This window comes from Cystobacter fuscus (assembly GCF_002305875.1).
Lineage (GTDB): Bacteria > Myxococcota > Myxococcia > Myxococcales > Myxococcaceae > Cystobacter > Cystobacter fuscus_A.
Genome location: NZ_CP022098.1, coordinates 5908332 through 5928877 on the forward strand (window position 1 = coordinate 5908332; position 20546 = coordinate 5928877).

Annotated in this window: 15 protein-coding genes; all 15 read left to right on the plus strand. The window is 66.5% G+C overall.

Annotated features, from left to right (window positions below; all coding sequences use genetic code 11):
- Positions 1–132 precede the first annotated feature (132 nt).
- Positions 133–7065: a choice-of-anchor D domain-containing protein gene (locus CYFUS_RS24030; RefSeq protein ID WP_198316727.1), complete on the plus strand. Its 6933-nt coding sequence runs from the start codon at positions 133–135 to the stop codon at positions 7063–7065.
- A gap of 2 nt (positions 7066–7067) precedes the next feature.
- Positions 7068–8747: an AMP-binding protein gene (locus CYFUS_RS24035; RefSeq protein ID WP_095987351.1), complete on the plus strand. Its 1680-nt coding sequence runs from the start codon at positions 7068–7070 to the stop codon at positions 8745–8747.
- Between the two features lie 42 nt (positions 8748–8789).
- Positions 8790–9176: a DUF4280 domain-containing protein gene (locus CYFUS_RS24040; RefSeq protein WP_095987352.1), complete on the plus strand. Its 387-nt coding sequence runs from the start codon at positions 8790–8792 to the stop codon at positions 9174–9176.
- On the plus strand, positions 9169–10194 hold the full coding sequence (locus tag CYFUS_RS24045) for a type VI secretion system protein IglI family protein (protein ID WP_095987353.1): 1026 nt from the start codon (positions 9169–9171) through the stop codon (positions 10192–10194). The genes CYFUS_RS24040 and CYFUS_RS24045 overlap by 8 nt, the downstream gene beginning before the upstream one ends.
- Before the next feature lie 4 nt (positions 10195–10198).
- The gene (locus CYFUS_RS24050) at positions 10199–11086 is read left to right on the plus strand and encodes a hypothetical protein (RefSeq protein ID WP_095987354.1); all 888 of its coding nucleotides are present in this window, start codon (positions 10199–10201) and stop codon (positions 11084–11086) included.
- Positions 11087–11211: 125 nt separating this feature from the next.
- A complete protein-coding gene (tssB, locus tag CYFUS_RS24055) occupies positions 11212–11805 on the plus strand; it encodes a type VI secretion system contractile sheath small subunit (protein ID WP_095987355.1) in 594 nt (197 codons plus the stop codon).
- 45 nt (positions 11806–11850) lie between these two features.
- Positions 11851–13341 (plus strand): type VI secretion system contractile sheath large subunit, encoded by a 1491-nt coding sequence (tssC, locus tag CYFUS_RS24060; RefSeq protein WP_095987356.1) that lies wholly within the window; start codon positions 11851–11853, stop codon positions 13339–13341.
- 50 nt (positions 13342–13391) lie between these two features.
- Positions 13392–13970: a hypothetical protein gene (locus CYFUS_RS24065; protein ID WP_095987357.1), complete on the plus strand. Its 579-nt coding sequence runs from the start codon at positions 13392–13394 to the stop codon at positions 13968–13970.
- Between the two features lie 26 nt (positions 13971–13996).
- Positions 13997–15253, plus strand: a complete 1257-nt coding sequence (gene tssK / locus CYFUS_RS24070; protein ID WP_095987358.1) for a type VI secretion system baseplate subunit TssK — start codon at positions 13997–13999, stop codon at positions 15251–15253.
- A gap of 1 nt (position 15254) precedes the next feature.
- The gene (locus tag CYFUS_RS24075; RefSeq protein ID WP_095987359.1) at positions 15255–15650 is read left to right on the plus strand and encodes a GPW/gp25 family protein; all 396 of its coding nucleotides are present in this window, start codon (positions 15255–15257) and stop codon (positions 15648–15650) included.
- Complete coding sequence (locus CYFUS_RS24080; protein ID WP_232537737.1) at positions 15647–17296, plus strand: hypothetical protein; 1650 nt, start codon at positions 15647–15649, stop codon at positions 17294–17296. The genes CYFUS_RS24075 and CYFUS_RS24080 overlap by 4 nt, the downstream gene beginning before the upstream one ends.
- 44 nt (positions 17297–17340) lie before the next feature.
- Positions 17341–17943, plus strand: coding sequence for a hypothetical protein (locus CYFUS_RS24085; RefSeq protein WP_095987360.1), 603 nt, complete (start codon positions 17341–17343; stop codon positions 17941–17943).
- A 7-nt stretch (positions 17944–17950) separates the two neighbouring features.
- Complete coding sequence (locus CYFUS_RS24090) at positions 17951–19600, plus strand: type VI secretion system baseplate subunit TssF (protein WP_198316731.1); 1650 nt, start codon at positions 17951–17953, stop codon at positions 19598–19600.
- Positions 19597–20235, plus strand: a complete 639-nt coding sequence (locus CYFUS_RS24095; protein ID WP_095987362.1) for a DotU family type IV/VI secretion system protein — start codon at positions 19597–19599, stop codon at positions 20233–20235. The genes CYFUS_RS24090 and CYFUS_RS24095 overlap by 4 nt, the downstream gene beginning before the upstream one ends.
- Entirely contained in the window at positions 20232–20543 is a 312-nt protein-coding gene (locus CYFUS_RS24100) for a hypothetical protein (RefSeq protein ID WP_095987363.1), read from the plus strand. The genes CYFUS_RS24095 and CYFUS_RS24100 overlap by 4 nt, the downstream gene beginning before the upstream one ends.
- Positions 20544–20546: the final 3 nt, after the last annotated feature.

Genomic DNA, 20546 nt, shown 5'->3' on the forward strand with positions numbered 1-20546 from the left:
GCCGGTACGGAGAGCAATCCGAAGTCAGTCAGTGTCAGAAATAATGGCGCTGCTTCGCTGACAATCTCCGAGATCGAAGTCAGCGAAGGGTTCATTGTCGTCGATCCAGTCGTTCCGGACGCGGGACTTGTCTTGAATCCGGAGGGGCTGGGTTATCCGCCCCTGGGAGTCAAGGTCAAGTTCGCTCCTGGCGCTGACCAGATGCGCCAGTTCAATGGCCAGTTGAGAATCACCAGTGACGCCATGGAGGAAGTGCTGTCCGTTGACCTCTCTGGCACTGGTGTGGAGTTCGCCACGGAGGTGGACGAGACCCCGATCGACTTCGGTTTGGTTCGCGCGAAGACCGTCCATCAAGAAAGTGTGAGGGTATACAACGCGGGAAGCGACACCCTCACGATCACCCCCTCGTTCGCCGCCTACTCGCACCCAAGCTTCTCCCTGGATCCAACCACGGCGGGTCCCATCTTCATCCCAGGAGGGCACGAGGAGACGATCAATGTGAATTTCGAGGGGCCCGAGGACACGGAGGAGGAGGTCAACGGAGAACTCGTCCTGGACATCGAGGGGGATCCCAATAGCGACAGCAAATTGATTCAGCTCAAGGGCCGTGCGAACAAGCCCGTGCTGGCGGAGAACCTCAAGCTGGACTTCGGGGTCCGCCGGGCAGGAACGGAGCCCGAGGAGACGGTGACGGTGACCAACACGGGCTCACGTGCCATCACCTTCACCTCCATTGGAGAGCCGAGCAACGCCGCCTTCAGCATCCGTAACAAGCCCACGGGCGCGGTCACCCTCGAGCCCGGTGGAGGCGCCAACTCCACGTTGTCGCTCACGGTGCGCTTCAGCGTGCCCACGGTCACGGAGGACGAGGTCACCGGTTCCATCACCCTCACCAACCAGGACGCGACGGACCCGGACTACAGCACCTACACCATTCCCTTGTCGGGCAGTGGCAACAAGCCGGTGCTGGTGAGGGACCCCACGGCGGGCCTGGCGTTCGGAGCCCAGCGGGCCGGCACGGACACGGACGCCATGGTGACGGTGACCAACACGGGCTCGCGCGCCATCACCTTCACCTCCATCGGCAACCCCTCCAACACCGCCTTCACCCTCCGCAACAAGCCCACGGGCGCGGTCACCCTCGAGCCCGGTGGAGGCGCCAACTCCACGCTGTCGCTCACGGTGCGCTTCCGCGCCCCCACCAGTTCGGAGGCGCTTGTCTCGGGTTCCATCGCCCTGGTGAACACGGATCCGGACTACAGCACCTACACCATTCCCTTGTCGGGCAGTGGCAACAAGCCGGTGCTGGCGAGTAACCCAACGAATGGGCTGGCGTTCGGAGCCCAGCGAGCCGGCACGGACACGAACGCCACGGTGACGGTGACGAACACGGGCTCGCGCGCCATCACCTTCACCTCCATCGGCGACCCCTCCCATTCGGCTTTCACCCTCCGCAACAAGCCCACGGGCGCGGTCACCCTCGAGCCCGGAGGGGGCGCCAACTCCACGCTGTCGCTCATGGTTCGCTTCCGCGCCCCCACGGACACGGAAGTCCCCGTTTCGGGCACCATCGCCCTGGTGAACACGGACCCGGCCTATAGCACCTACACCATTCCCCTGTCGGGCAGTGGCAACAAGCCGATGCTGGTGAGGGACCCCACGGCGGGTCTGGCGTTCGGAGCCCAGCGGGCCGGCACGGACACGGACGCCACGGTGACGGTGACCAATACGGGCTCGCGCGCCATCACCTTCACCTCCATCGGCGACCCCTCCCATTCGGCTTTCACCCTCCGCAACAAGCCCACGGGCTCGGTCACCCTCGAGCCCGGAGGAGGTGCCAACTCCACGCTGTCGCTCACGGTGCGCTTCCGCGCCCCCTCGGACACGGAAGCCCCCGCCTCGGGCTCCATCGCCCTGGTGAACACGGACCCGGATTACAGCACCTACACCATTCCCTTGTCGGGCAGCTCGGACAGGCCGGTGCTGGTGAGGGACCCCACGGCGGGCCTGGAGTTCGGAGCCCAACGGGCCGGCACGGACACGGACGCCACGGTGACGGTGACCAACACGGGCTCGCGCGCCATCACCTTCACCTCCATCGGCAACCCCTCCAACACCGCCTTCACCCTCCTCGACAAGCCCACGGGCGCGGTCACCCTCGAGCCCGGTGGAGGCGCCAACTCCAAGCTGTCGCTCACGGTGCGCTTCCGCGCCCCCACCAACTCGGAGACGCCAGTTTCGGGCTCCATCGCCCTGGTGAACACGGACCCGGCCTACAGCACCTACACCATTCCCCTGTCGGGCAGTGGTAACAAGCCGGTGCTGGTGAGGGACCCCACGGCGGGCCTGGAGTTCGGAGCCCAGCGGGCCGGCACGGACACGGACGCCACGGTGACGGTGACCAATACGGGCTCGCGCGCCATCACCTTCACCTCCATCGGCGAGCCGAGCAACGCCGCTTTCACCCTCCGCAACAAGCCCACGGGCTCGGTCACCCTCCAGCCCGGTGGGGGCGCCAACTCCACCTTGTCGCTCACGGTGCGCTTCCGCGCCCCCACCAACTCGGAGACGCCGGTTTCGGGCTCCATCGCCCTGGTGAACACGGACCCGGACTACAGCACCTACACCATTCCCCTGTCGGGCAGTGGCAACAAGCCGGTGCTGGTGAGGGACCCCACGGCGGGCCTGGCCTTCGGGGCCCGGCGGGCCGGCACGGACACGGATGCCACGGTGACGGTGACCAACACCGGCTCGCGCGCCATCACCTTCACCTCCATCGGCAATCCCACCCACTCGGCCTTCACCCTCCTCAGCAAGCCCGCCAGTCCCGTCACCCTCCAGGCCGGTGGCGGCGCCAACTCCACGCTGTCGCTCACGGTGCGCTTCCGCGCCCCTACTGACACGGAAGTTCCCGTCTCGGGCTCCATCGCCCTGGTGAACACGGATCCGGACTACAGCACCTACACCATTCCCTTGTCGGGCAGTGGCAACAAGCCGGTGCTGGTCATGAGTCCCACCGACGGACTTGATTTCGGTGACAAGAGGGGAGGGACCGACACCATGATGACGGTGACGGTGAGCAACTCGGGCACGCGCGCCATCACCTTCACCTCCATCGGCAATCCCACCCACGCGGCCTTCACCCTCCTCAACAAACCCTCGGGTGCGGTCACCCTCGAGCCCGAGGGGCAGGGAGTGTCCTCCCTGTCGTTGAATGTGAATTTCCATGCGCCCGAGGCTTCGGACTCCCTTGTCCAGGCCACCTTCGCCCTCGTCAACACGGACCCGACCTACAGCAACTACGCGGTCAAGCTGAAGGGCCGGGGAGTCAAACCCGCGATCGATCCCGTGCCCGATGTCGATTTCGACGAGGTGCGAGTGGGGGTGGTGAAACGGATGCCGGTGGTGATCACCAACTCGGGTTCCGGCCCCGTGACCTTCGCGGATGTCGTCATCGAGGGAAACTCGGCGTTCACGCTGGACCCGCCCATCAGCCGCAACACCCCCGTGGTCATCAACCCTGGAACCACGACGCTGACGGTGCAGTTCCTCCCCACGATTGAGTCCGAGACTCCCGTCCGGGGCACTCTCAAGCTCTTCAGCAGCGACCCTGCGATCGATGACCTCTCGGTGGGCCTGAGTGGAGCGGGTGTGAGGCCCGTGCTCCAGATGGTCAAGACGCCGCTCGCCTTCGGTGATCAGAACGTGGGTGTTCCGGGAGGAACGAGCTTGCAGGTGTCCTTGAGCAATTCGGGCACGGGTAAACTCCACATCTCCAATATCGCCACGAGTGGCGCTCCCTTCTCGGTCTCGCCTTCGCTGCCCTTCGATGTGACGAGGACCGGCGGTCCACAGGTGCTCACGGTGACGTTCTCCCCGACACGGGTTGATTCGTTCACGGGCGCCCTGACCCTCTCCACGAACGATCCGGGCAATTCGTCCGTGAGCCTCCAGCTTTCAGGAAACGGACGGATCCTGCTCAAGGTGGATCCCGAGACCAGCCGGATCGACTTCGGCTCCACCCCGGTGCAAACCACGGTGGCGCAGAAGGTCACCCTCTCCAACGATGGTTCTCAGGACATCGTGGTCCAACCGCCGGTGTTCGCGGTGGGTTCCCCGTTCAGCAGCACATTCACGACGGCCGTGACGCTCGGGCCCAGTCAGCGGAATTTTGAGTTCCAGATGAAGTTCACGCCGACGGCGACTGGCCCCGCGTATGAGAGCGTTGCGTTGGACAGCAATGCCTCCAATGTCACCCGGATTGCTTTGTCAGGCAGTGGGGCCGAGCCCAGGATGAGGATCACCGTGACCGATGATCCCACCCAACGAGAGCTCAACTTCGGCAATGTGAACGTGGGCTCGCGGCTCGTGAGGAATGTGACCCTTGAGAACACGGGGGATGCGGAGCTGTCGCTGAACGCCTTCACCGTCGAGCCCGCCACCCCCCAGTTCAGACCCCAGGTCCCGGCCAAGACCAAGTTGCTGCCCGCCGAGACGGTCGTTTTGCCGGTGGAGTTCGTGCCCACCGCGAATGGCCTGGTCTCGGCGGATCTCAAGGTCTCCGCGAACATCACGGGAGGCTTCATGACCTTCCCGCTGAGAGGCACGGGTTTGTCGGCCAACATCGGGCTGTCCGTTGCCTCGCTCAGCTTCAACGAGCAGAAGTTGCTGCAGGCCAGCGCGAGGAAGTCCCTCACCATCAGCAGCAGTGGGGAGGCCCAGTTGCTCATCAATCGGATCGAGCTGTCCGCGGGATACTCCTTCGATCCTCCCGTGACGCTGCCCTCGACCGAGAGTCCCTGGGTGCTCGCCCCGAAGACCGGGCTGCGTACGCTGGAGCTGGTCTTCACGCCGACCACGTTGGGATCCGTGCCAGGCACGCTGCGGGTCTACAGCAACGCCATCAATACCGTTGACCCCGTGGCGTTGACGGGGACGGGCGTCGATGGTGTGGGCCTGACGACCCCTCAGCGGGAGTTCAGTTTCGCGGACACCCCTGTCGGGGCTTCCGTGAGATACACCGTCAGGGTCGAGAACAATGGTGGGTATCCCCTGAGGCTCGTGAGCGCCACGAGCACGAGTGCCTCGGAGCCGAACCCATTCACTGTCGTGAACTTCGAGACCAATCGTACCTTGCAGAAGAACAGGGCGGACTACTCCGAGTTCTTCGTGGACTTCGTGCCGACGTTCCATGGGGCGCACAAGGGCACTCTCGTCATCCAGACCGACTCCGCGAGTCTGCCGAGCATCAGTCTGGCGATGAGCGGCAATGCACTGGGACCGGAGGCGTTCCTCACCACGACGGGACCCGTGAACTTTGGAAAGATCAACGTGCAGGCAACCGCCAAGGCGCAGCTGGCCGTGAAGAACACGGGGCAGGGCACCCTGACCATCCAGGACATCGCCTTCACGAACAAGGTCTCGACGGATGGGGGGACGTCCTCTCCGGACGACCCGTCCCAGATCTTCGCGGTTGGCCCCAGCGCCGATGGCGGGCTCGCGCTGCCCGTGGACGTGGCCTCGCAGCAGGTGGTCTCCATTCCGTTGACCTTCAAGCCCGTCGCGATGGGGGTCCGTGAAGCCCTCGTCACGGTGAAGTCCAATGCGCGGGACGTGTCGAAGGATGCCGTGGGGGAGGGGACCGCTCCCGTCCTGACGATCACGCCCCCTACTCTGGAGTTCAAGGGAATCCTGGTGGGCAATTACTCCCAGGCGCAGACCCTCACCGTGCACAACACGGGCAATGGTTCGGTTGAAATCGACAGCATCACCATGTCCTCGAACGGGTCGGACGTCTTCATCGTCCAACCGGTCGTCACCCCCTACCTGCTGTATCCGAACGCGGAGTTGCCGATCTCGGTGACGTTCCAGCCCACGGCGGAGCGGACCTCCGCCGAGGTTCAGCTGATCGTCACTCCCGTCACGGGGTATCGCGTGCCGGCGGTGTCGGCGAGGCTGGTCGGCAAGGGGGTTCTCGAGCCGATCACGGTGGAGTCCGAGCTGGAGTACGGAAAGCAGCTCATCAACAACCCGGCGGTTCGCGTCCTGCACATCGGCAACGCGACGGGAGAGGCCATCACCTTCATCCGCGCGACCGTGGATTCGGCGCCGGGGTGCTCACAGTTCAGGTCGGATCCCGCGCAGGCGGGGGGCTTCACCGTGGAGCCCTTCGAAACGAAAGAGCTGCGCATCCTCTTCACGCCCCTGGCCGAGGGCCCGTTGAACTGCAATCTGAAGCTCGAGTTCGGCCAGTTCAGGGACAAGCTGCCGGTGGCGTTGCATGGAGAGGGAATCCGCGCGGTGCTCTCCGTCAACACGACGACACTGGACTTCGGAAGCCTGCGCGCGGGGGTCGACCGGCGGGTGGAGCGGATCGCGCTCAGGAACCTGAGCAGTGACACCGTCAAACTGGCCGAGCCCGAGGAGACGTCGAGCACCGGCGAGCGCTTCAAGATCGATCTGCTGTCCTTGAAGGACAGGCTCCTCGAGCCCGACGTCCCCTTGTACGTGGACGTGGAGTACCAACCCCAGGGGGAGACGCTCTCCAAGAGCACGCTGTTGTTCGGGACGAAAGAGCCCCTGTTGTTGCGCTCGGTGGAGGTGCAGCTCGCCGGCAAGGCGACGAAGCAGATCCTGGGGATTGATCAAACCGAAGTGGATTTCGGCCGGGTGGATGTCAACGCGAATCCGGTGTCCAAGACCATGACCATCACCAATGGCTCGTCCCAGGCCCAGCGGGTGCTCGTGAGCATGCAGGGCCAAACGGGGTCGCCCTTCAGCACGAATGTGGGAGCGAGCGGTTTGGACATCCCCGCGCAGGGAAGCGCCACGTTCACGGTGTCGTTCGATCCCACCGATTCGGGCAATGTCGAGGACAAGGTGTTGATCAAGCTGCAGGACTCGTCCACGGCCGACATGGTGCTCACCGTGAAGGGCGCGGGCCGCACCCTGTCGGGGCAGGGCAATGGTCTGGGGTGCTCCGCGAGCGGCGCCTGGGGAAGCGCGGGCGTGCTGGCCCTGCTGGCGCTCGTGGGTCTGCGCTCGCGGCGGCGGAGGCGGGAGTAGGGATGGCCTTCGACGTCCGAAAGATCCTCGAGCAGCTCGAGACGGGGGCCCCCGCGGAGCCGGGGGTTCCCACCTGGCAGCAGGAGAGCTGGGACCGGTCCGAGGAGTTCTTCGCCGCGCTCGTCGCGGCCCACGTGGGCCGCGGCGCTCCGCTCAAGAGCCGGGTGGGCCAGCACTACGACTTCTTCCACGACGCCGTGGTGCGCCACGCGAACACGGACCGCATCGCCCTGCGGCACTATGACCGCCGGAGCGGCTGGCAGGTGCTGGGCTACCGGCAGTTGCACGAGCAGGCGGCGCGGCGGGCCACCGAGTGGGCACGGCAAGGCGTCAAGGCGGGCGCCAAGGTGTGCCTGCTCTACCCGGTGGGTAGCGAGCTGCTCATCTCCCTCGCGGCGGCCCTGGGGCTGGGCGCCAGTGTCAGCCTGTTGCTTCCGCAGGGCCGGCGGTTCATCGCGAACCGGCTGGCCACGCTCGAGCCGGACCACATCGCCACCGAGCCCCACCAGACGCTCCTGGTGGCGGGCTTCGAGAAGAAGGTGTTGCAGAGTCGGGGGCAGGCGGCTCCAGCCTTCACCTCGCACACCTTCAAGCCGGAAGAGCCCGTGGGCTTGTTGTTCTCTCCGCTGGTGGAGCCCTCGGGGACTCCCGCGGTGTTGACGGCGGAGGATGCCTGGCGCGGAGCGCTGGTGGACGGCCTGCTCACCTTCGGGCTGGGTCCGGGCGAGCACCTGTGCGCCCCGGGCTACCACCCCCTGCAACACCTGCCCGCGTTCCTGCTCACCACCTTGTTGCGCGGGGCCACCTACCTCCACCTGGAGCTGGCGGACCTGGAGGCCAACCCCGCGCTGCTCACCGAGCATCCGGTGCGTGCGTTGGGTGTCACGCCCGCGCTGAGGGATCTGCTGCTGCGCGCGCGCCTGCCCCTCAAGAACGTGGCCCACTGGTTCCGCAACCCCGAGGAGCCCATCGACTGGCTGGCGTGGCGTGCCTGGGTCAAGCAGTGCGGCATGGCGGCGGTACCCTCCGCGAACGTGCTCGTGGATGGCGCCGCCGGAGGCGCGGTGCTCGCCTCGCCGCGGCAGGTGAGGGATCTGCACGCCGAGGCGCCGCCCGCGGCGGGCCGGAGCTGGGCCCTGCGGGACGTGAACATGAGCGGCCAGCACGCGCCGGGGGACCTGGGCGTCTTCACGCTGTTGCCGGACAAGGAGCGGCCTCCGGGCTACGTGGTCCTCACGCGCGCCTATGGGGTGTACCACTACGGTGGCCCGCGCACCGCCCGGCGCGACGGCCGGGTATACCCGGGCGCCGAGGTCGCACGGGCCATCGAGCAGCTGCCCTTCGTCCGCGCCGCCACGGTGATGCAGGCGCCCACGGGCGGGGTGGCCGGTCACTACCGTCAGGTGCTGCTCGTCTTCACCGGGACCCAGAAGCCCAACGAGAGCGCCTGGATGCAGGAGATCCGCCGTTGCCTCGAATTGCAGATGGGCGGCGAGCACCTGCCCGATCGGACGGAATTCATCCCCCTGTATGCCCGCCGGGTGAAGGGGAGGGTGGATGAGGAGTGGTGCCGCTCGCAGTACCTGACGGGTGCGCTCCACCGGAAGAGTTCGGATCCGCTCTTCCGCTCGCTCACCGAGCTGCGCGGGCACCTGCTGGAAAAGGATGGCGCGGGTGTGTGAGGATACCCCGTCGCTCCGAGTGGGGCGTCAAGGAGATGGACCATGGGAGTCCAGGTCGTCATGGGAGCCATGTTGCAGTGCAGCTTCGGGGTGGCGCCTTCGTCGTTGGTGGTGTTGCCCACCAACAAGACCCTGTCCACGACCCCCTCGGCCAACATCATGGACAACAAGCCCCTGGTGAACATCCTGCCCTTCGGCATGTGTCAGTCTCCGGCCAACCCCACGGTGGCGGCGGCGACGGCGGCCGCGATGGGGGTGCTCACGCCCATGCCTTGCGTGCCCGCCACGGCGGCGCCCTGGGTGCCCGGCTGTCCCAAGGTGCTCATCGGCAACATGCCGGCCGTGGACAGCAACTGCAAACTGATGTGCAACTGGGGCGGGGTCATCCAGGTGCTCTCTCCGGGCCAGGTGGCGGTGCAGAATGGCTGAACCCGCGCAGCAACTGTCTCCGCTCGAGCCCCAGCTGCTCACCCAGTCGCTGACGGCCGAGGCACCGGATCTGGAGAGTTCGGACGAGCGGCTGGAGAAGGTCAACGACCTGGTGTCTCGCAGCGCCTACACCGAGGCGGCTCACGCGGCGCAGACCCTGCTGGGGCAGGGTCTGTACGACGTCCGCCTGGTGGGGCCCTACCTTCTGGGGCTCTTCATGGAGGGCGGCCTGGAGGCGCTGCCGACGATGTTCCATTCGCTCTCCAGCACGCTGCTGATCAACTGGCAGTACTTCGGGCCGCGCGAGCGCAAGGATGTCTTCGCCGATGCGGGCCTGCGCTGGTTGCTCAAGGTGCTCAACAAGCACATCGAGCACCACGAGCGCCTCAAGAACGAGACGTGGCAGCGCTGGAGTCAGGCGAGCAACCGCGAGCCGCTGGAGCAGGCGCTCGCGCTGAGCGAGGAGATCTTCGCCTCGTTCAACCGGGTGTTGCAGCGCAACGCCTGCGAGGCGCCCTTCCGTCGGCTCACCCAGTGGATGGAAGGGCATCTGCGCTCGCTGCCCGAGCCGGAGCCCGAGGCGGAATCCGAGCCGGAGCCGGAACCCGAGGCGGAAGCAGAGGTCGTTCCCGCGCGCGCGCGCACGGGGCCCGCCGAGTCCTCGCGTGCCGCGTCCGCGTCGACCGGGCCCACGATGCCGGTGTCGCCGGCGCTGGCGCAGTTGATGCGCAAGCTGGCCGCGTTCGACACGCTCATCGAGCGGCAGGACTTCCGGCGCGCGACGGTGGTGGCGGCCGACGTGCTGCAGGTGGTGGAGCATTTCGATCCCCGCGTGTACCTGCCCGCGATGTTCTCCCGGTTCTTCGCCGGATTGAGCACCAAGGCGGATGAAGTGGAGCCCCTGCTGCAGAGCACCGACTCGCTGGGGTTCCGCGCGTTGGATCAGCTCTACCGCGTGGACCTGGAGGCCTTCCTCGCCCAGGAAGACGGCATGAGCACGGGCGGGGATGAGGAGTAGGGCCATGGACGGCCCCGTCGAGCGGCGCATCCGCGAGCGCATTCGCGGCTTCGACATCCCCGCGCTGTTGGCGGTGCTCTCCGCGTCCGGTTACGGCGACGCGCAGATCGAGTACCGCAGCCACCGCACCACCGTGCACCAGTCCCACCTGGTGCACGACATCCAGTTCATCCATCAGCCGAGCAAGCGGGTGATCATCACGGTGAACATGGGGCTGCTCAGTGCGCAATCGCCACTGCCCTCGTTCTTGATGCAGACGATGGATCAGCTGGATCACGATCGGCTGGAACGATTCATCGGTTATTTCGATCACCTGTTGTTGCATGAATGCTTCACGGGCCTGTACCCGGAGCGGGACGAGGCCTTGCTGCCGGGGTGGGCACAGACGCAGGTGGATCGGCTGCGCATGCTGCGCCCCACGAGTCCCAGCACCCTGCACTGGCTCTTTTCCAAGATCTTCCCCGAGGTGGAGCTGTCCGTGCGCCGCGAGGTGCGCCAGCAGCGGGTGCCCGCGCGCGAGATGCGCCTGGGCGCCACCACGCTGGGGGAGGGGGACGCCATGGGGGGGTTCGCGTCCATTCCCACCGGAGGCATGGAGGTGAAACTCTATTGCGACGAGCCCATCTCCAGCAATGGCGTGCCCTGGGCCGTCGAGGCGCGCCGCCGCTTCGAGACGGACCTGCTGCCCCTGTTGTCAGAGTCGGTGTTCATGCTGACGGTGTTCCTCGTGCTTCGCGATCAAGAGGGCATATTGCGCATCGAGCAGGACAGCTACCTGGGCTACGAGCCGCTCCAGGATGCCTCGCTGTATACCCAACAGGTTCTCCTCTTCTCGGGGGACACGTCGAGTCCTTCCGAGAGGAACACCGACGTATGGAGCAAGCGCCCTTGACCCGTTTGTCCGCTTTTCTCTAAAGTGTCGAACCACCACACACAGTGGGTTGTTCTCCTGCGGTGCCGGGCGGCGGAGTCAGGGGTTCCTCGGGGGATGCAAACCGACTCGTGTAAGGAGATGCCGTGCCCATCCAGGATACTCTGCCCAAATCTCGTATCACGCTCACCTACCGCACCAACATCAACGGCCAGCAGGAAGAGGTGAAGCTGCCTTTCCGCGTCGTGGTGACGGGAGACTTCTCGCTCGGTAGCTCCAAGGATCGGCAGCAGGACCTGGAGGAGCGGCAGCTGCGGTCGGTCAACGGCTCCAACATCAATGATCTGATGAAGGACATGGGAATGTCCTTGTCGTTCGACGTGGAGGACAAGATCAGCACCGATGCGGGGGCGAAGATGTCGGTCACGCTGCCCATCGATCGGATGAAGTCCTTCCACCCGGATGAGATCGTCCATCACGTGCCCAAGCTCAAGGCGCTGCTCCTGATGCGCAAGCTGCTGCTGGAGATGCAGTCGGACATCGACAACCGCAAGGAGCTGCGGCGCACGCTGTACGAGCTGTTCTCCAACAAGGAGCAGCTCAAGCAGCTCCTGGAGAGCGATCAGCTCAAGGGGTTCGCGTCCATGCGCCTGCCGGTGTCGAAGGCTCCGGCGGCCGAGTCCGGACAGCCGGCCCTCGTCTCCGAGACGGTCCCCGCCGAAGCGACCGTCAAGGCCTGATCCTCCTCCTCTCCATTCCTCTTCTTGCCGGGAAGCCCATCGCTCATGGCCGAAAAGAATTATCTCAACGAGTTGTTCAAGGTTCGCGGTTTCGACGTCCCCCTGAATGCCAATCCGATGATCGGCACCGGTCTGGTGCCCATCGCCGCGGACGAGGCGCAGGTGGGAGGCGAAGAGCGCTTCATGTCCGCCGTGGCGGCGCTGCTCCAGAACGTCGAGCCCATCCAGGACGACGTGGGGCAGGTGCGCTTCGACAAGGGCGAGGTGATGAAGGCCATCGCCCGCATCGATGATCTCATCGAGACGCAGGTCAACGAGATCCTCCACCACGAGAAGTTCCAGAAGATGGAGTCCGCGTGGCGCGGGCTCGAGGATCTGGTCGGCCACACCAACTTCCAGGCCGACATCACCATCGACATCCTGGACGTGGACAAGGAGGAGCTGGCCGAGGACTTCGAGAAGAACTCGAGCAGCATCTTCTCCAGCGCCCTGTTCGACAAGATCTACATCAAGGAGTACGACCAGTTCGGCGGCAAGCCGTACGGGGTGATGCTGGGTCTGTACGAGTTCAGCGCCTCGCGCGCGGACATCACCTGGCTGGAGCGCATGGCGAAGGTGGCCAACGCCGCGCACTGCCCGTTCATCGCCTCGGCGAGCTACAAGTTCTTCGACTGCGACAGCATCGAGCAGCTCGAGTCGCTCAAGAACCTGGACGGCGTGCTCAACCACCCGCGCTACGGCAAGTGGATGGAGCTGCGCGACAAGGAAGAGGCCGCGTACATCGGCCTGACGCTGCCGCGCTACGTGGTGCGCCAGCCGTGGGATCCGGACACCAACCCCTGCGACGTGCTCAACTTCAAGGAGCACGCCCAGGGTGACTCGACGAAGTACCTGTGGGGCAGCGCCGCGCTGCTGATGGGGCGCAACCTGGTGAAGGCCTTCGAGCAGTCCGGCTGGTGCCAGTCCATCCGCGGCCCCAAGGGCGGCGGGCTCGTCACGGGGCTGCCGGTGGACACCTTCACCCTGCGCGGCCAGAAGATGATCCAGGCGCCGGTGGAGATCGCGATTCCGGACTACCGCGAGTACGAGTTCGCCCGCAACGGCTTCATCCCGCTCGTCTACCGCAAGGGCTCCAGCGAGGCGACGTTCTTCAGCACCCAGTCCATCAAGCGCGCCCAGAAGTTCAAGGACGCCAAGGACTCGGAGAACTCGCAGCTCGTCACCAACCTGGCCTACACCTTCTCCATCACCCGACTCGCGCACTACGTGAAGAGCATCATGCGCGACAACATCGGTAGCACCGCCGACGCCGGCTACGTGCAGCGGCAGATCGACTCCTGGCTGTCGGGGTATGTCACCACGGTGGTCAACCCGGACGATCTCACGCTTCGCCGCTTCCCTTTCAAGGCCACCAATGTGATGGTGGAGTCGCGGCCTGGGGAGATCGGCTGGTATGACTGCAAGATCGCCGTCTTGCCGCACATCCAGTTCGAGGGCCTCAACGCGGAACTGATGCTGGAGTCCCGCCTGGGATGACCGGGCGTCCGTCGTAAATCCTACCCAACGCCACCACGCAGGAGGGGTTCATGCCTCAATTTTCTCGTTCCCTGGACGTGTATCAGGGCTTCAACTTCAAGAAGGACAAGCAGTCGGCCGTGGGCTACATCACCGCCCTGAAGGTGGGTGACATCGTCCTCGCCGCCGACCAGGAGACCATCAAGGATCCGGAGCAGCCGGACAAGGTGCTCGCCGGCAAGGTCGTGGGCGTGCTCAACCACTACATGTGGGAGACGGGCATCACGGACGCGATGTACCTGTCCGCGCAGATCTCCACCAACAACAAGCAGACCCTGGCCGCGGCGCTGCTCGGCTCGTGGTCCAACGTCGAGGTGGAGCTCACCTACGTGGTCTACGAGTACGACCCGAAGGCGAAGAAGTACTACAAGTCCAACTCGGTGGACGCCGCGCTCAAGGGCCTGCTGGAGAAGAGCGGGGACGAGCTGAACCTGTCGGTGGCGGATGATCCGTCCAGCGAGGTGCAGTCGCCCAAGAACTTCACCCTGCAGATCGGCGTGAAGCCGCAGACGCTCGAGCAGACGGTGAACCTGGCCACGGCGTCCGGGAAGAACCTCGTCAAGCAGTGGGGCGTCACCGAGACGGCCTGACGTCCCGGAGTCCAGGAGTCCACGACATGCAGCGTCACAAGCTCGCGCGGGTCCGCTGGCAGGTTGGCCAGACGCTCCTTCCCGAGCACTTCCGCGCCCAGGACGAAGCCCTTTCGGCCGAGGCGCGGCTGCATGGCGAGCTGTCCGGGTTGCCCCAGGTCGGTATCGCCTCGCTCACCTGGAGCGAGGCGCTGCTGGCCGAAGGCAGCCTGTCACTGCCCTCGTTGACCGCCATCCTGCCGGGAGGTTTCCTGGTGGACGTGCCGGGAAACGCCGCCGAGCCCTCGTTCTCGCTCGAGGCCACCGGCAGGGCGGAAGTCACCGTCTACCTCCACCTGATGGACGAGACGCGGGGCACCGAGGGGGTGCCACTCTACGCGGACTCGCCGCCCACCGTGCAGCGCATGCTGCAGCGCGTGCAGCTGTCCAGCGAGCCGGCGGTGGACCGGGCCCGCTCGACGCTGGAGTTGATGACGTTCTCCAAGAATCTCGAGGGGGTGTGGAGCCCGTCGGCCCGCAAGGTGCCGCCCCTGTTGCTCGTGGGGCCCAATCCCTTCCTCGACGGATTCCTCGGGGATCTGGACTCGTTGCTGGAGAAGGCCCACGGGCAGCTGCGCACGCTGCTCCTGGACAGCTACCAGCGTGGCGAGCGGCTGGCCAGCGCCCGCCGGACGCTGCTCGAGGTGCGCCGCCTGCAGGCGCTGCGCGCCGACATGCGCAACAACGTTTTTCCCCACCCGTACCGCTTCTTCGAGTCCCTGCGGCAGTTCTACTTCGAGGTGTGCTGCTTCCTCGAGCTGGTGCCGGATGACGCCCTGCCCACCTACGTCCACAATGATCCGGGCGCGGGGCTCTGGGGGTGGATGGAGTTGTTCAACCGGGCCTTCCGTCCCGAGGACACGCGGCTCACCTACAAGCCCTTCGAGTCGCGCGAGGGCCAGTTCGTCCTCACGCCGCTGCCCGCGCTGGACGAGGGGGTGACGAGCGAGCTGTATCTGCTGGTGCGCAACGAGGATCCCAACCGGCCGGTCACCCTCGAGGGGGTGAAGGTGGCGAGCCCCTCGCGCCTGCCCGCGGTGCGCCGCCTGGCGCTCCGGGGAATTCCCCTGGAGCACGTGCCGCACCCCGCCTTCCCCCACGCCTTCGGTCCGGAGATCTCCTGGTACAAGCTGTCGCTGGGCGAGGAGTGGCAGTACGCCCTGCGCGACAACGGCATGGCCTTCTACACCACCCCCGCGCTGCAGGGCACCCAGGTCTTCCTCTTCTGGCGCAAGGCGGGGTGACATGAGCCGCCCCTCGTTCCTCGACAAGTTCACCGGCGCCGCGCCGCGCACGCCGGGCCGCCAGGGCGAGCTGGAGCGGGTGCGGCTCAACCTCGAGTCCGTGCTCAACACCAAGGAGGGCTACGGCTACTTCGTCGAGGGCTTCGGCCTGGGGCGCTACACGGAGAAGTTCGGCACCCAGGACTTGATGAAGACGCTCACGGGCGAGTTGCTGCACGCCATCCAGACGCACGAGCCGCGCCTGCAGGACGTGGAGCTGAAGCTCAAGGGCCGGGACTCGGGATTGTGGCTGCACTTCGTGCTGACCGCTACACTGCTCGGCGCCCCGTGCACGCTGCGGCTGCTCTTCCATACCGTGAGCGCGCAGGTGCGCGTGGATGAGGACGAGGAGCGATGATGGAGCGCACGTTCGAGGATCGGCTGTCGGTGGTGCTGACCCTCACGGTGGGGGGAACGGCGCACAAGGTCATCGCCGGCAGCATCAAGCGCGTCGCGCTGGAGCTGTTCAGCTGGGGCCTGCGGGGCGAGGTGGAGTTCCTGCTCACGGACAACGCGGCCCAGGGCGGCCAGCAGAAGGACGCCCTGCTCGCCGACTTCCTCAAGGCGGATCTGATCGAGGTCGCGCTCGTCATCAAGGCCGTGCTGCCGGAGGTCGCGGCGCGGGTGACTCCGACGGAGCTGAAGGTGAAGGGCTTCGTCACCGACAAGTCGCTCGTCGAGGACGTCATCACCACCGGCGACAGCAACCTCATCCTCCACCGCCGCTATGGCATCCGCTTCCAGGACGCCGCCCAGCTCTTGTGGCGCCAGCACCACCCCACGGCCCTCTACACCGGGAAGACCGTCAAGGACGTGCTGGAGGCGCACAAGGGGGAGAAGATCTCCCTGAGCTACGACTGGGACGCGGGGCTCGGCACGTCGCACCCGGTGCTGTTCCTGGGGTTGGCTCCCCAGGACGGGGCCAGCTTCTACGACTGGGTGATGTGGTACGTGCACGGCCGCGCGGGCGTGTTCACCCACGACTACACGACGCACGGCTACAAGTTCGCGGGCGCCAAGGACACCTCGGGCACGCCGCTCACGCTGCACGCGCTCAACCTGTCGGGCATGGAGGTGCTGATGCCCGAGGTCATCCGCCACGACGTGACGGTGCTCAACGCCACGGCGGTGAGCCCCCAGACCCAGGCCGTCACCCAGACGCACGCCGTCACCGGCATCCGCCAGGACGTGCTGTTGTGCACGCCCATCTCCGACGAGGTGCAGGCGCGCGTGAAGCTCGAGACGGCCCGGCTCAAGCCGCGTGAGTCGGAGCTGGAGCTCGTCTGGCGCTCCTTCCCCGAGAAGGCCGTGACCCCGGGCACGCGGGTGAAGCTGCCCGCCAACGAGGCCTGGAGCGCCGCGGGCGTGGCCAAGGACGAGGTCTTCCGCGTGCGCGGCCTGCAGCTGTTCGCCGAGGTGGCGGACGAGGATCAGGAAGAGGTGTACGGCGAGGACTACGCCCTGATGTCCCTGAGCCTGAGCACCCGGCTGGAGCGCGAGGCGGAGACCCACGTGGACCTGCCCGCCTGGCAGCCCCCGGTCTACCCGCGCTACGTCGAGGGCCTCATCGTCAGCGAGCAGGGCGGGGAGAAGGACGACACGTGGCAGGCCTACACCGATCCGGACACCTCGGTGGAGGGCTACAAGGTGAAGCTGCCGCTCTTCGCCAATCAGATCGTCCCCGCGCCCTTCAACCCCAACCTGCTGCCCGGCCACTTCTACTTCCCGGCCTACAAGGGGGAGCGGGTGCTCGTGGGGCTCGACTTCCAGCGCGCGTGGATCAAGCGCTTCCTGGACTGGCGCACCGGCGCGCGCATGCCCCAGGCGGGGCAGGGCGTCCAACTGCTCGTGGGCAAGACGCCCGAGAATGGCACCGCGCTCAAGCATTACTACACGGAGGACAAACCCGTGTTCCTGATGCAGCGCACCCATGACAAGGACACCCAGAAGATCCAGCTGAACGAAGGTACGCTGCTCATCCAGGTGAAAGAAGAGCCGTCGTGAAGAGGGAGGGGGGCCCTCGCGCCTCCCACCGGTGAGGGTCGATCATGGGCACACTTGTCTGCACCGTCGAGTTGGACAAGGAAAAGGGCGTCACCGTGAAGGTGGAGAACGCCGACGGGAAGATCACCCAGACGGTGGTGATGGACGGCACGAGCATCACCCTCAAGGTCCAGGGCGACTCGGAGACGAGCACCGTCGTGCAGAAGCAGGACAGCATCACCATCACCTGCAAGGACTTCACCGTCGATGCCACCGGCACGCTCACCCTCAAGTCCGCCAAGGCCTCGAGCTGGGCCAGCCAGGACATCCTCAAGGTGGAGAGCACCAAGGACATGACGCTGGACACCAAGGCCAAGCTCACCCAGAGCGCGGCCCAGGACGCCAAGCTGTCCTCCAACACCAACGTGACCGTGGAGGCGACGTCCAAGCTCGATCTCAAGGGCATGCAGACGAGCCTCACGGCCTCGGCGGGAGACAACAAGGTGGAGGGCGTCAACCTGAAGATGGCCGGCAAGGCCCAGGCGGAACTGTCCGCGCCCATGACGAAGGTGGAGGGCCAGGCCAAGCTCGGTCTGGAGTCCTCGGGCGTCGCGGAGCTCAAGGGGACGATGACCACCGTGGGTGGTTCGCTCGTGAAGGTGGGGTGAGGTGGCGGTGAGTGACTCGTCGGACCGGATCTACCTGGAGTACCTCAACGAGCTGGATGCGCTCGAGCGCTTCCGGCAGCGCTTCCTGACGGCCTACCCCACCGTGCCCCTGGACCGGGAGGATCCGCACGTGCGGCGCCTCGTGGAGTCCATGGCCTTCTTCGCCGTGCAGACGCGCGCGGCCACGCAGCACAACGTGCGCTCCACCTGGCTGCGGCTCTTCTCCTCCTTCTTCGACTTCCTGCTCCAGCCCCTGCCCGCGGTGGCGATGGTGCAGGCGCTGCCGGGGGACAAGATGACGGAGACGGTGGTGCTGTCGCGGGGCACCGAGCTGCGGCTGTCACCCGCCCATGGCTCGCCCGGGAGCTTCCGCACCCGGCGCCACCTGCGCGTCCTCCCCATCGCCCCCGCGGGCACCGACGTGGTGCGGCTGGCGGATGGGCGCTACCGGCTCATCCTGCGCTTCGAGTCCAGCTTCGCCCGGAGGGATCCCGTGGGCATGTTCAGCCTGCACGTGCGCCACCTGGACGAGTACCGCCCCTCGCTCGCCGTCTTCCACGCGCTGCGCCAGCACCTCAAGCAGGTGTCGGTGCTCTACGACACGCCCGCCAGCGAGACGTCCCAGGGCACCCCGTGCGAGTTCTTCCTCGGCGACTCTCCGGCCGAGCTGGACGACGCGGGCGTCTACGAGCACCCGCTGCACCGCGTGCGCGCCTTCTTCCAGATGCCCGAGCAGGGGCTCTTCCTCCACGTCTCCGTGCCCTCGCACCGCAAGGAGTGGAGCCGCTTCAGCCTGTGCCTGGACCTGGACAAGTCCTGGTCCGTGGGCCGCTCGACCCACCCGGACTTCCTCGTGCCCTTCGTCGTGCCGGTGGAGAACCTCAAGGCCGAGCCCGCCCAGCCGCTCATCGCCGATGGCACCCGCTCCGAGTTCCCCATCCGCGGCATGACGGCCGGCAGGGATCTGCGGCTGCACTCGATCACCGGCGTGTTCACCCTGGGCCGCTCGGGGCGCATGCCCATGCGTCCCGCCTTCCTCCCGGGCGAGGGGCCGAGCTACGAGCTGGATGAGTCCCTGGACGCGGAAATGCGGCCGCGTCACAGTCTGCTCGTGTCCCTGCCCGAGGCCTTCGCCGAACCCCAGAAATTGTTGGTGGAAGCCCTCTGGCACCAGCCGGACTTCATCACCGAGGCCGTCGGCCGCGTGGGCATCTCCATCCCGGGCCGGCACGTGGAGGGCCTCGATTGGCGGCTGGCGGGCCGGCTCGAGGCCCACCGCGACAGCACGCTGCGCCAGGACGTGGCGGGGCTGACGCGCCTGCTCGCCTGGAAGGTCAAGTCGACCCTGGATCGCAACGAGCTGGCCGCGTTGCTCAACTACCTGGGCACCCCCGTCGACGAGCCCTTCAACCGCGTGCTGCCCTGGGTGCGCGAGCTCAAGGCCACGGTGGCTCCGGACGGGGCCCTGCGCGGCTCGGGCCTGCTCCACGTCTACGAGATGATCCTGGAGCCCTTCGACTCCAGCGCCGAGCCCCTCGTGGCCTGTTTCCTCGAGCAGATCCAGCGCCTGCTGGAGGCCTGGAACGGCGAGGCCTCCGTGGTGCTGCGCTCGTCGATCGCGGGAGCGGGCGCCTTCCCGGTGAAGACCTCCTCATGAAACTCGAGCATTGGCAGATCGTCCTGCAGACCTACCGGCAGGTGCGTCTGGTGTTGGATCAATCCCTGCCGCCAGAGCCCATCGACGGTGAGCCGATCCCCCAGGTCCGCGTGGGTGCCCAGGGGCTGGCGCTCGTCCACCAGCAACTGCTGGCGGAGGTGAAGGGTCTCGAGCAGGCGCTGGGCAGCGCGTACCGGGAGGAGGAAATCAGGGAGGCGATGCGGCCCTTCGTCTACCTGCTCGACGAGCGGGTGCTGCGCCGGCTCACGGACGCCGAGGACGCGCAGTGGAGCCTGCTCCAATACAAGGAATACAAGACCGACGCGGGCGGCGATCATTTCTACGAGCTGGCCGACGAGAAGCTCGCGCAGCGGGTGGCCTCGCCGCTGGTCTTCGAGATGCTGCACTTCTGTCTCACCGCCGGCTTCGAGGGCCGCTACACGGGCAACAAGGCACGGCTGCGTGAGTACAAGGAGCGGCTGGCGGCGCGCATCCCCAAACCCGAGGCCGTGCCCGCTCCCCCTCCAGCCGTCGGACAGGCCCCCCTCGTCCATGCCTTCCCGTTGCGCTACTACCTCGTCTCCAGCGCCGTGGTGGTCACACTCCCGGTCTTGCTCTGGTGGTTGTCGAGATGAAGGACGAGGCGCAGAAGAAGACACAGCCGGTGGGGGCCCGGTCCCAGCTGGGGCACCTCGAGCAGATCATCCGCGACGAGCTGGGCTCGCTCCACGTGGCGGTGGAGCCGCTGCTGGCCAGGGTGCGCGCGGACGTGAGCGCGCTCTATCCGGAGTCGGGTGGCACGCGCCTGGCCCCCAAGGAGCAGGAGGGCCGGCAGGACGAGCTCCTGGGCACGTTGAATGAATTGGAAGATGTGCTGGAGGCGCTCCAGTTGGCTGTACGCTCGGGCCGTCCTGGTCCCTCCGCGGCCAGTGGAGAGGAGTGAGCC

Coding starts and splice junctions, on each gene's coding strand:
- CYFUS_RS24050 (WP_095987354.1), top strand. CDS start 10,199: ATGGACGGCCCCGTCGAGCGGCGCATCCGCGAGCGCATTCGCGGCTTC.
- CYFUS_RS24095 (WP_095987362.1), top strand. CDS start 19,597: ATGAAACTCGAGCATTGGCAGATCGTCCTGCAGACCTACCGGCAGGTG.
- CYFUS_RS24045 (WP_095987353.1), top strand. CDS start 9,169: ATGGCTGAACCCGCGCAGCAACTGTCTCCGCTCGAGCCCCAGCTGCTC.
- tssC (WP_095987356.1), top strand. CDS start 11,851: ATGGCCGAAAAGAATTATCTCAACGAGTTGTTCAAGGTTCGCGGTTTC.
- CYFUS_RS24100 (WP_095987363.1), top strand. CDS start 20,232: ATGAAGGACGAGGCGCAGAAGAAGACACAGCCGGTGGGGGCCCGGTCC.
- CYFUS_RS24075 (WP_095987359.1), top strand. CDS start 15,255: ATGAGCCGCCCCTCGTTCCTCGACAAGTTCACCGGCGCCGCGCCGCGC.
- CYFUS_RS24085 (WP_095987360.1), top strand. CDS start 17,341: ATGGGCACACTTGTCTGCACCGTCGAGTTGGACAAGGAAAAGGGCGTC.
- CYFUS_RS24065 (WP_095987357.1), top strand. CDS start 13,392: ATGCCTCAATTTTCTCGTTCCCTGGACGTGTATCAGGGCTTCAACTTC.
- CYFUS_RS24040 (WP_095987352.1), top strand. CDS start 8,790: ATGGGAGTCCAGGTCGTCATGGGAGCCATGTTGCAGTGCAGCTTCGGG.
- tssK (WP_095987358.1), top strand. CDS start 13,997: ATGCAGCGTCACAAGCTCGCGCGGGTCCGCTGGCAGGTTGGCCAGACG.
- CYFUS_RS24035 (WP_095987351.1), top strand. CDS start 7,068: ATGGCCTTCGACGTCCGAAAGATCCTCGAGCAGCTCGAGACGGGGGCC.
- CYFUS_RS24080 (WP_232537737.1), top strand. CDS start 15,647: ATGATGGAGCGCACGTTCGAGGATCGGCTGTCGGTGGTGCTGACCCTC.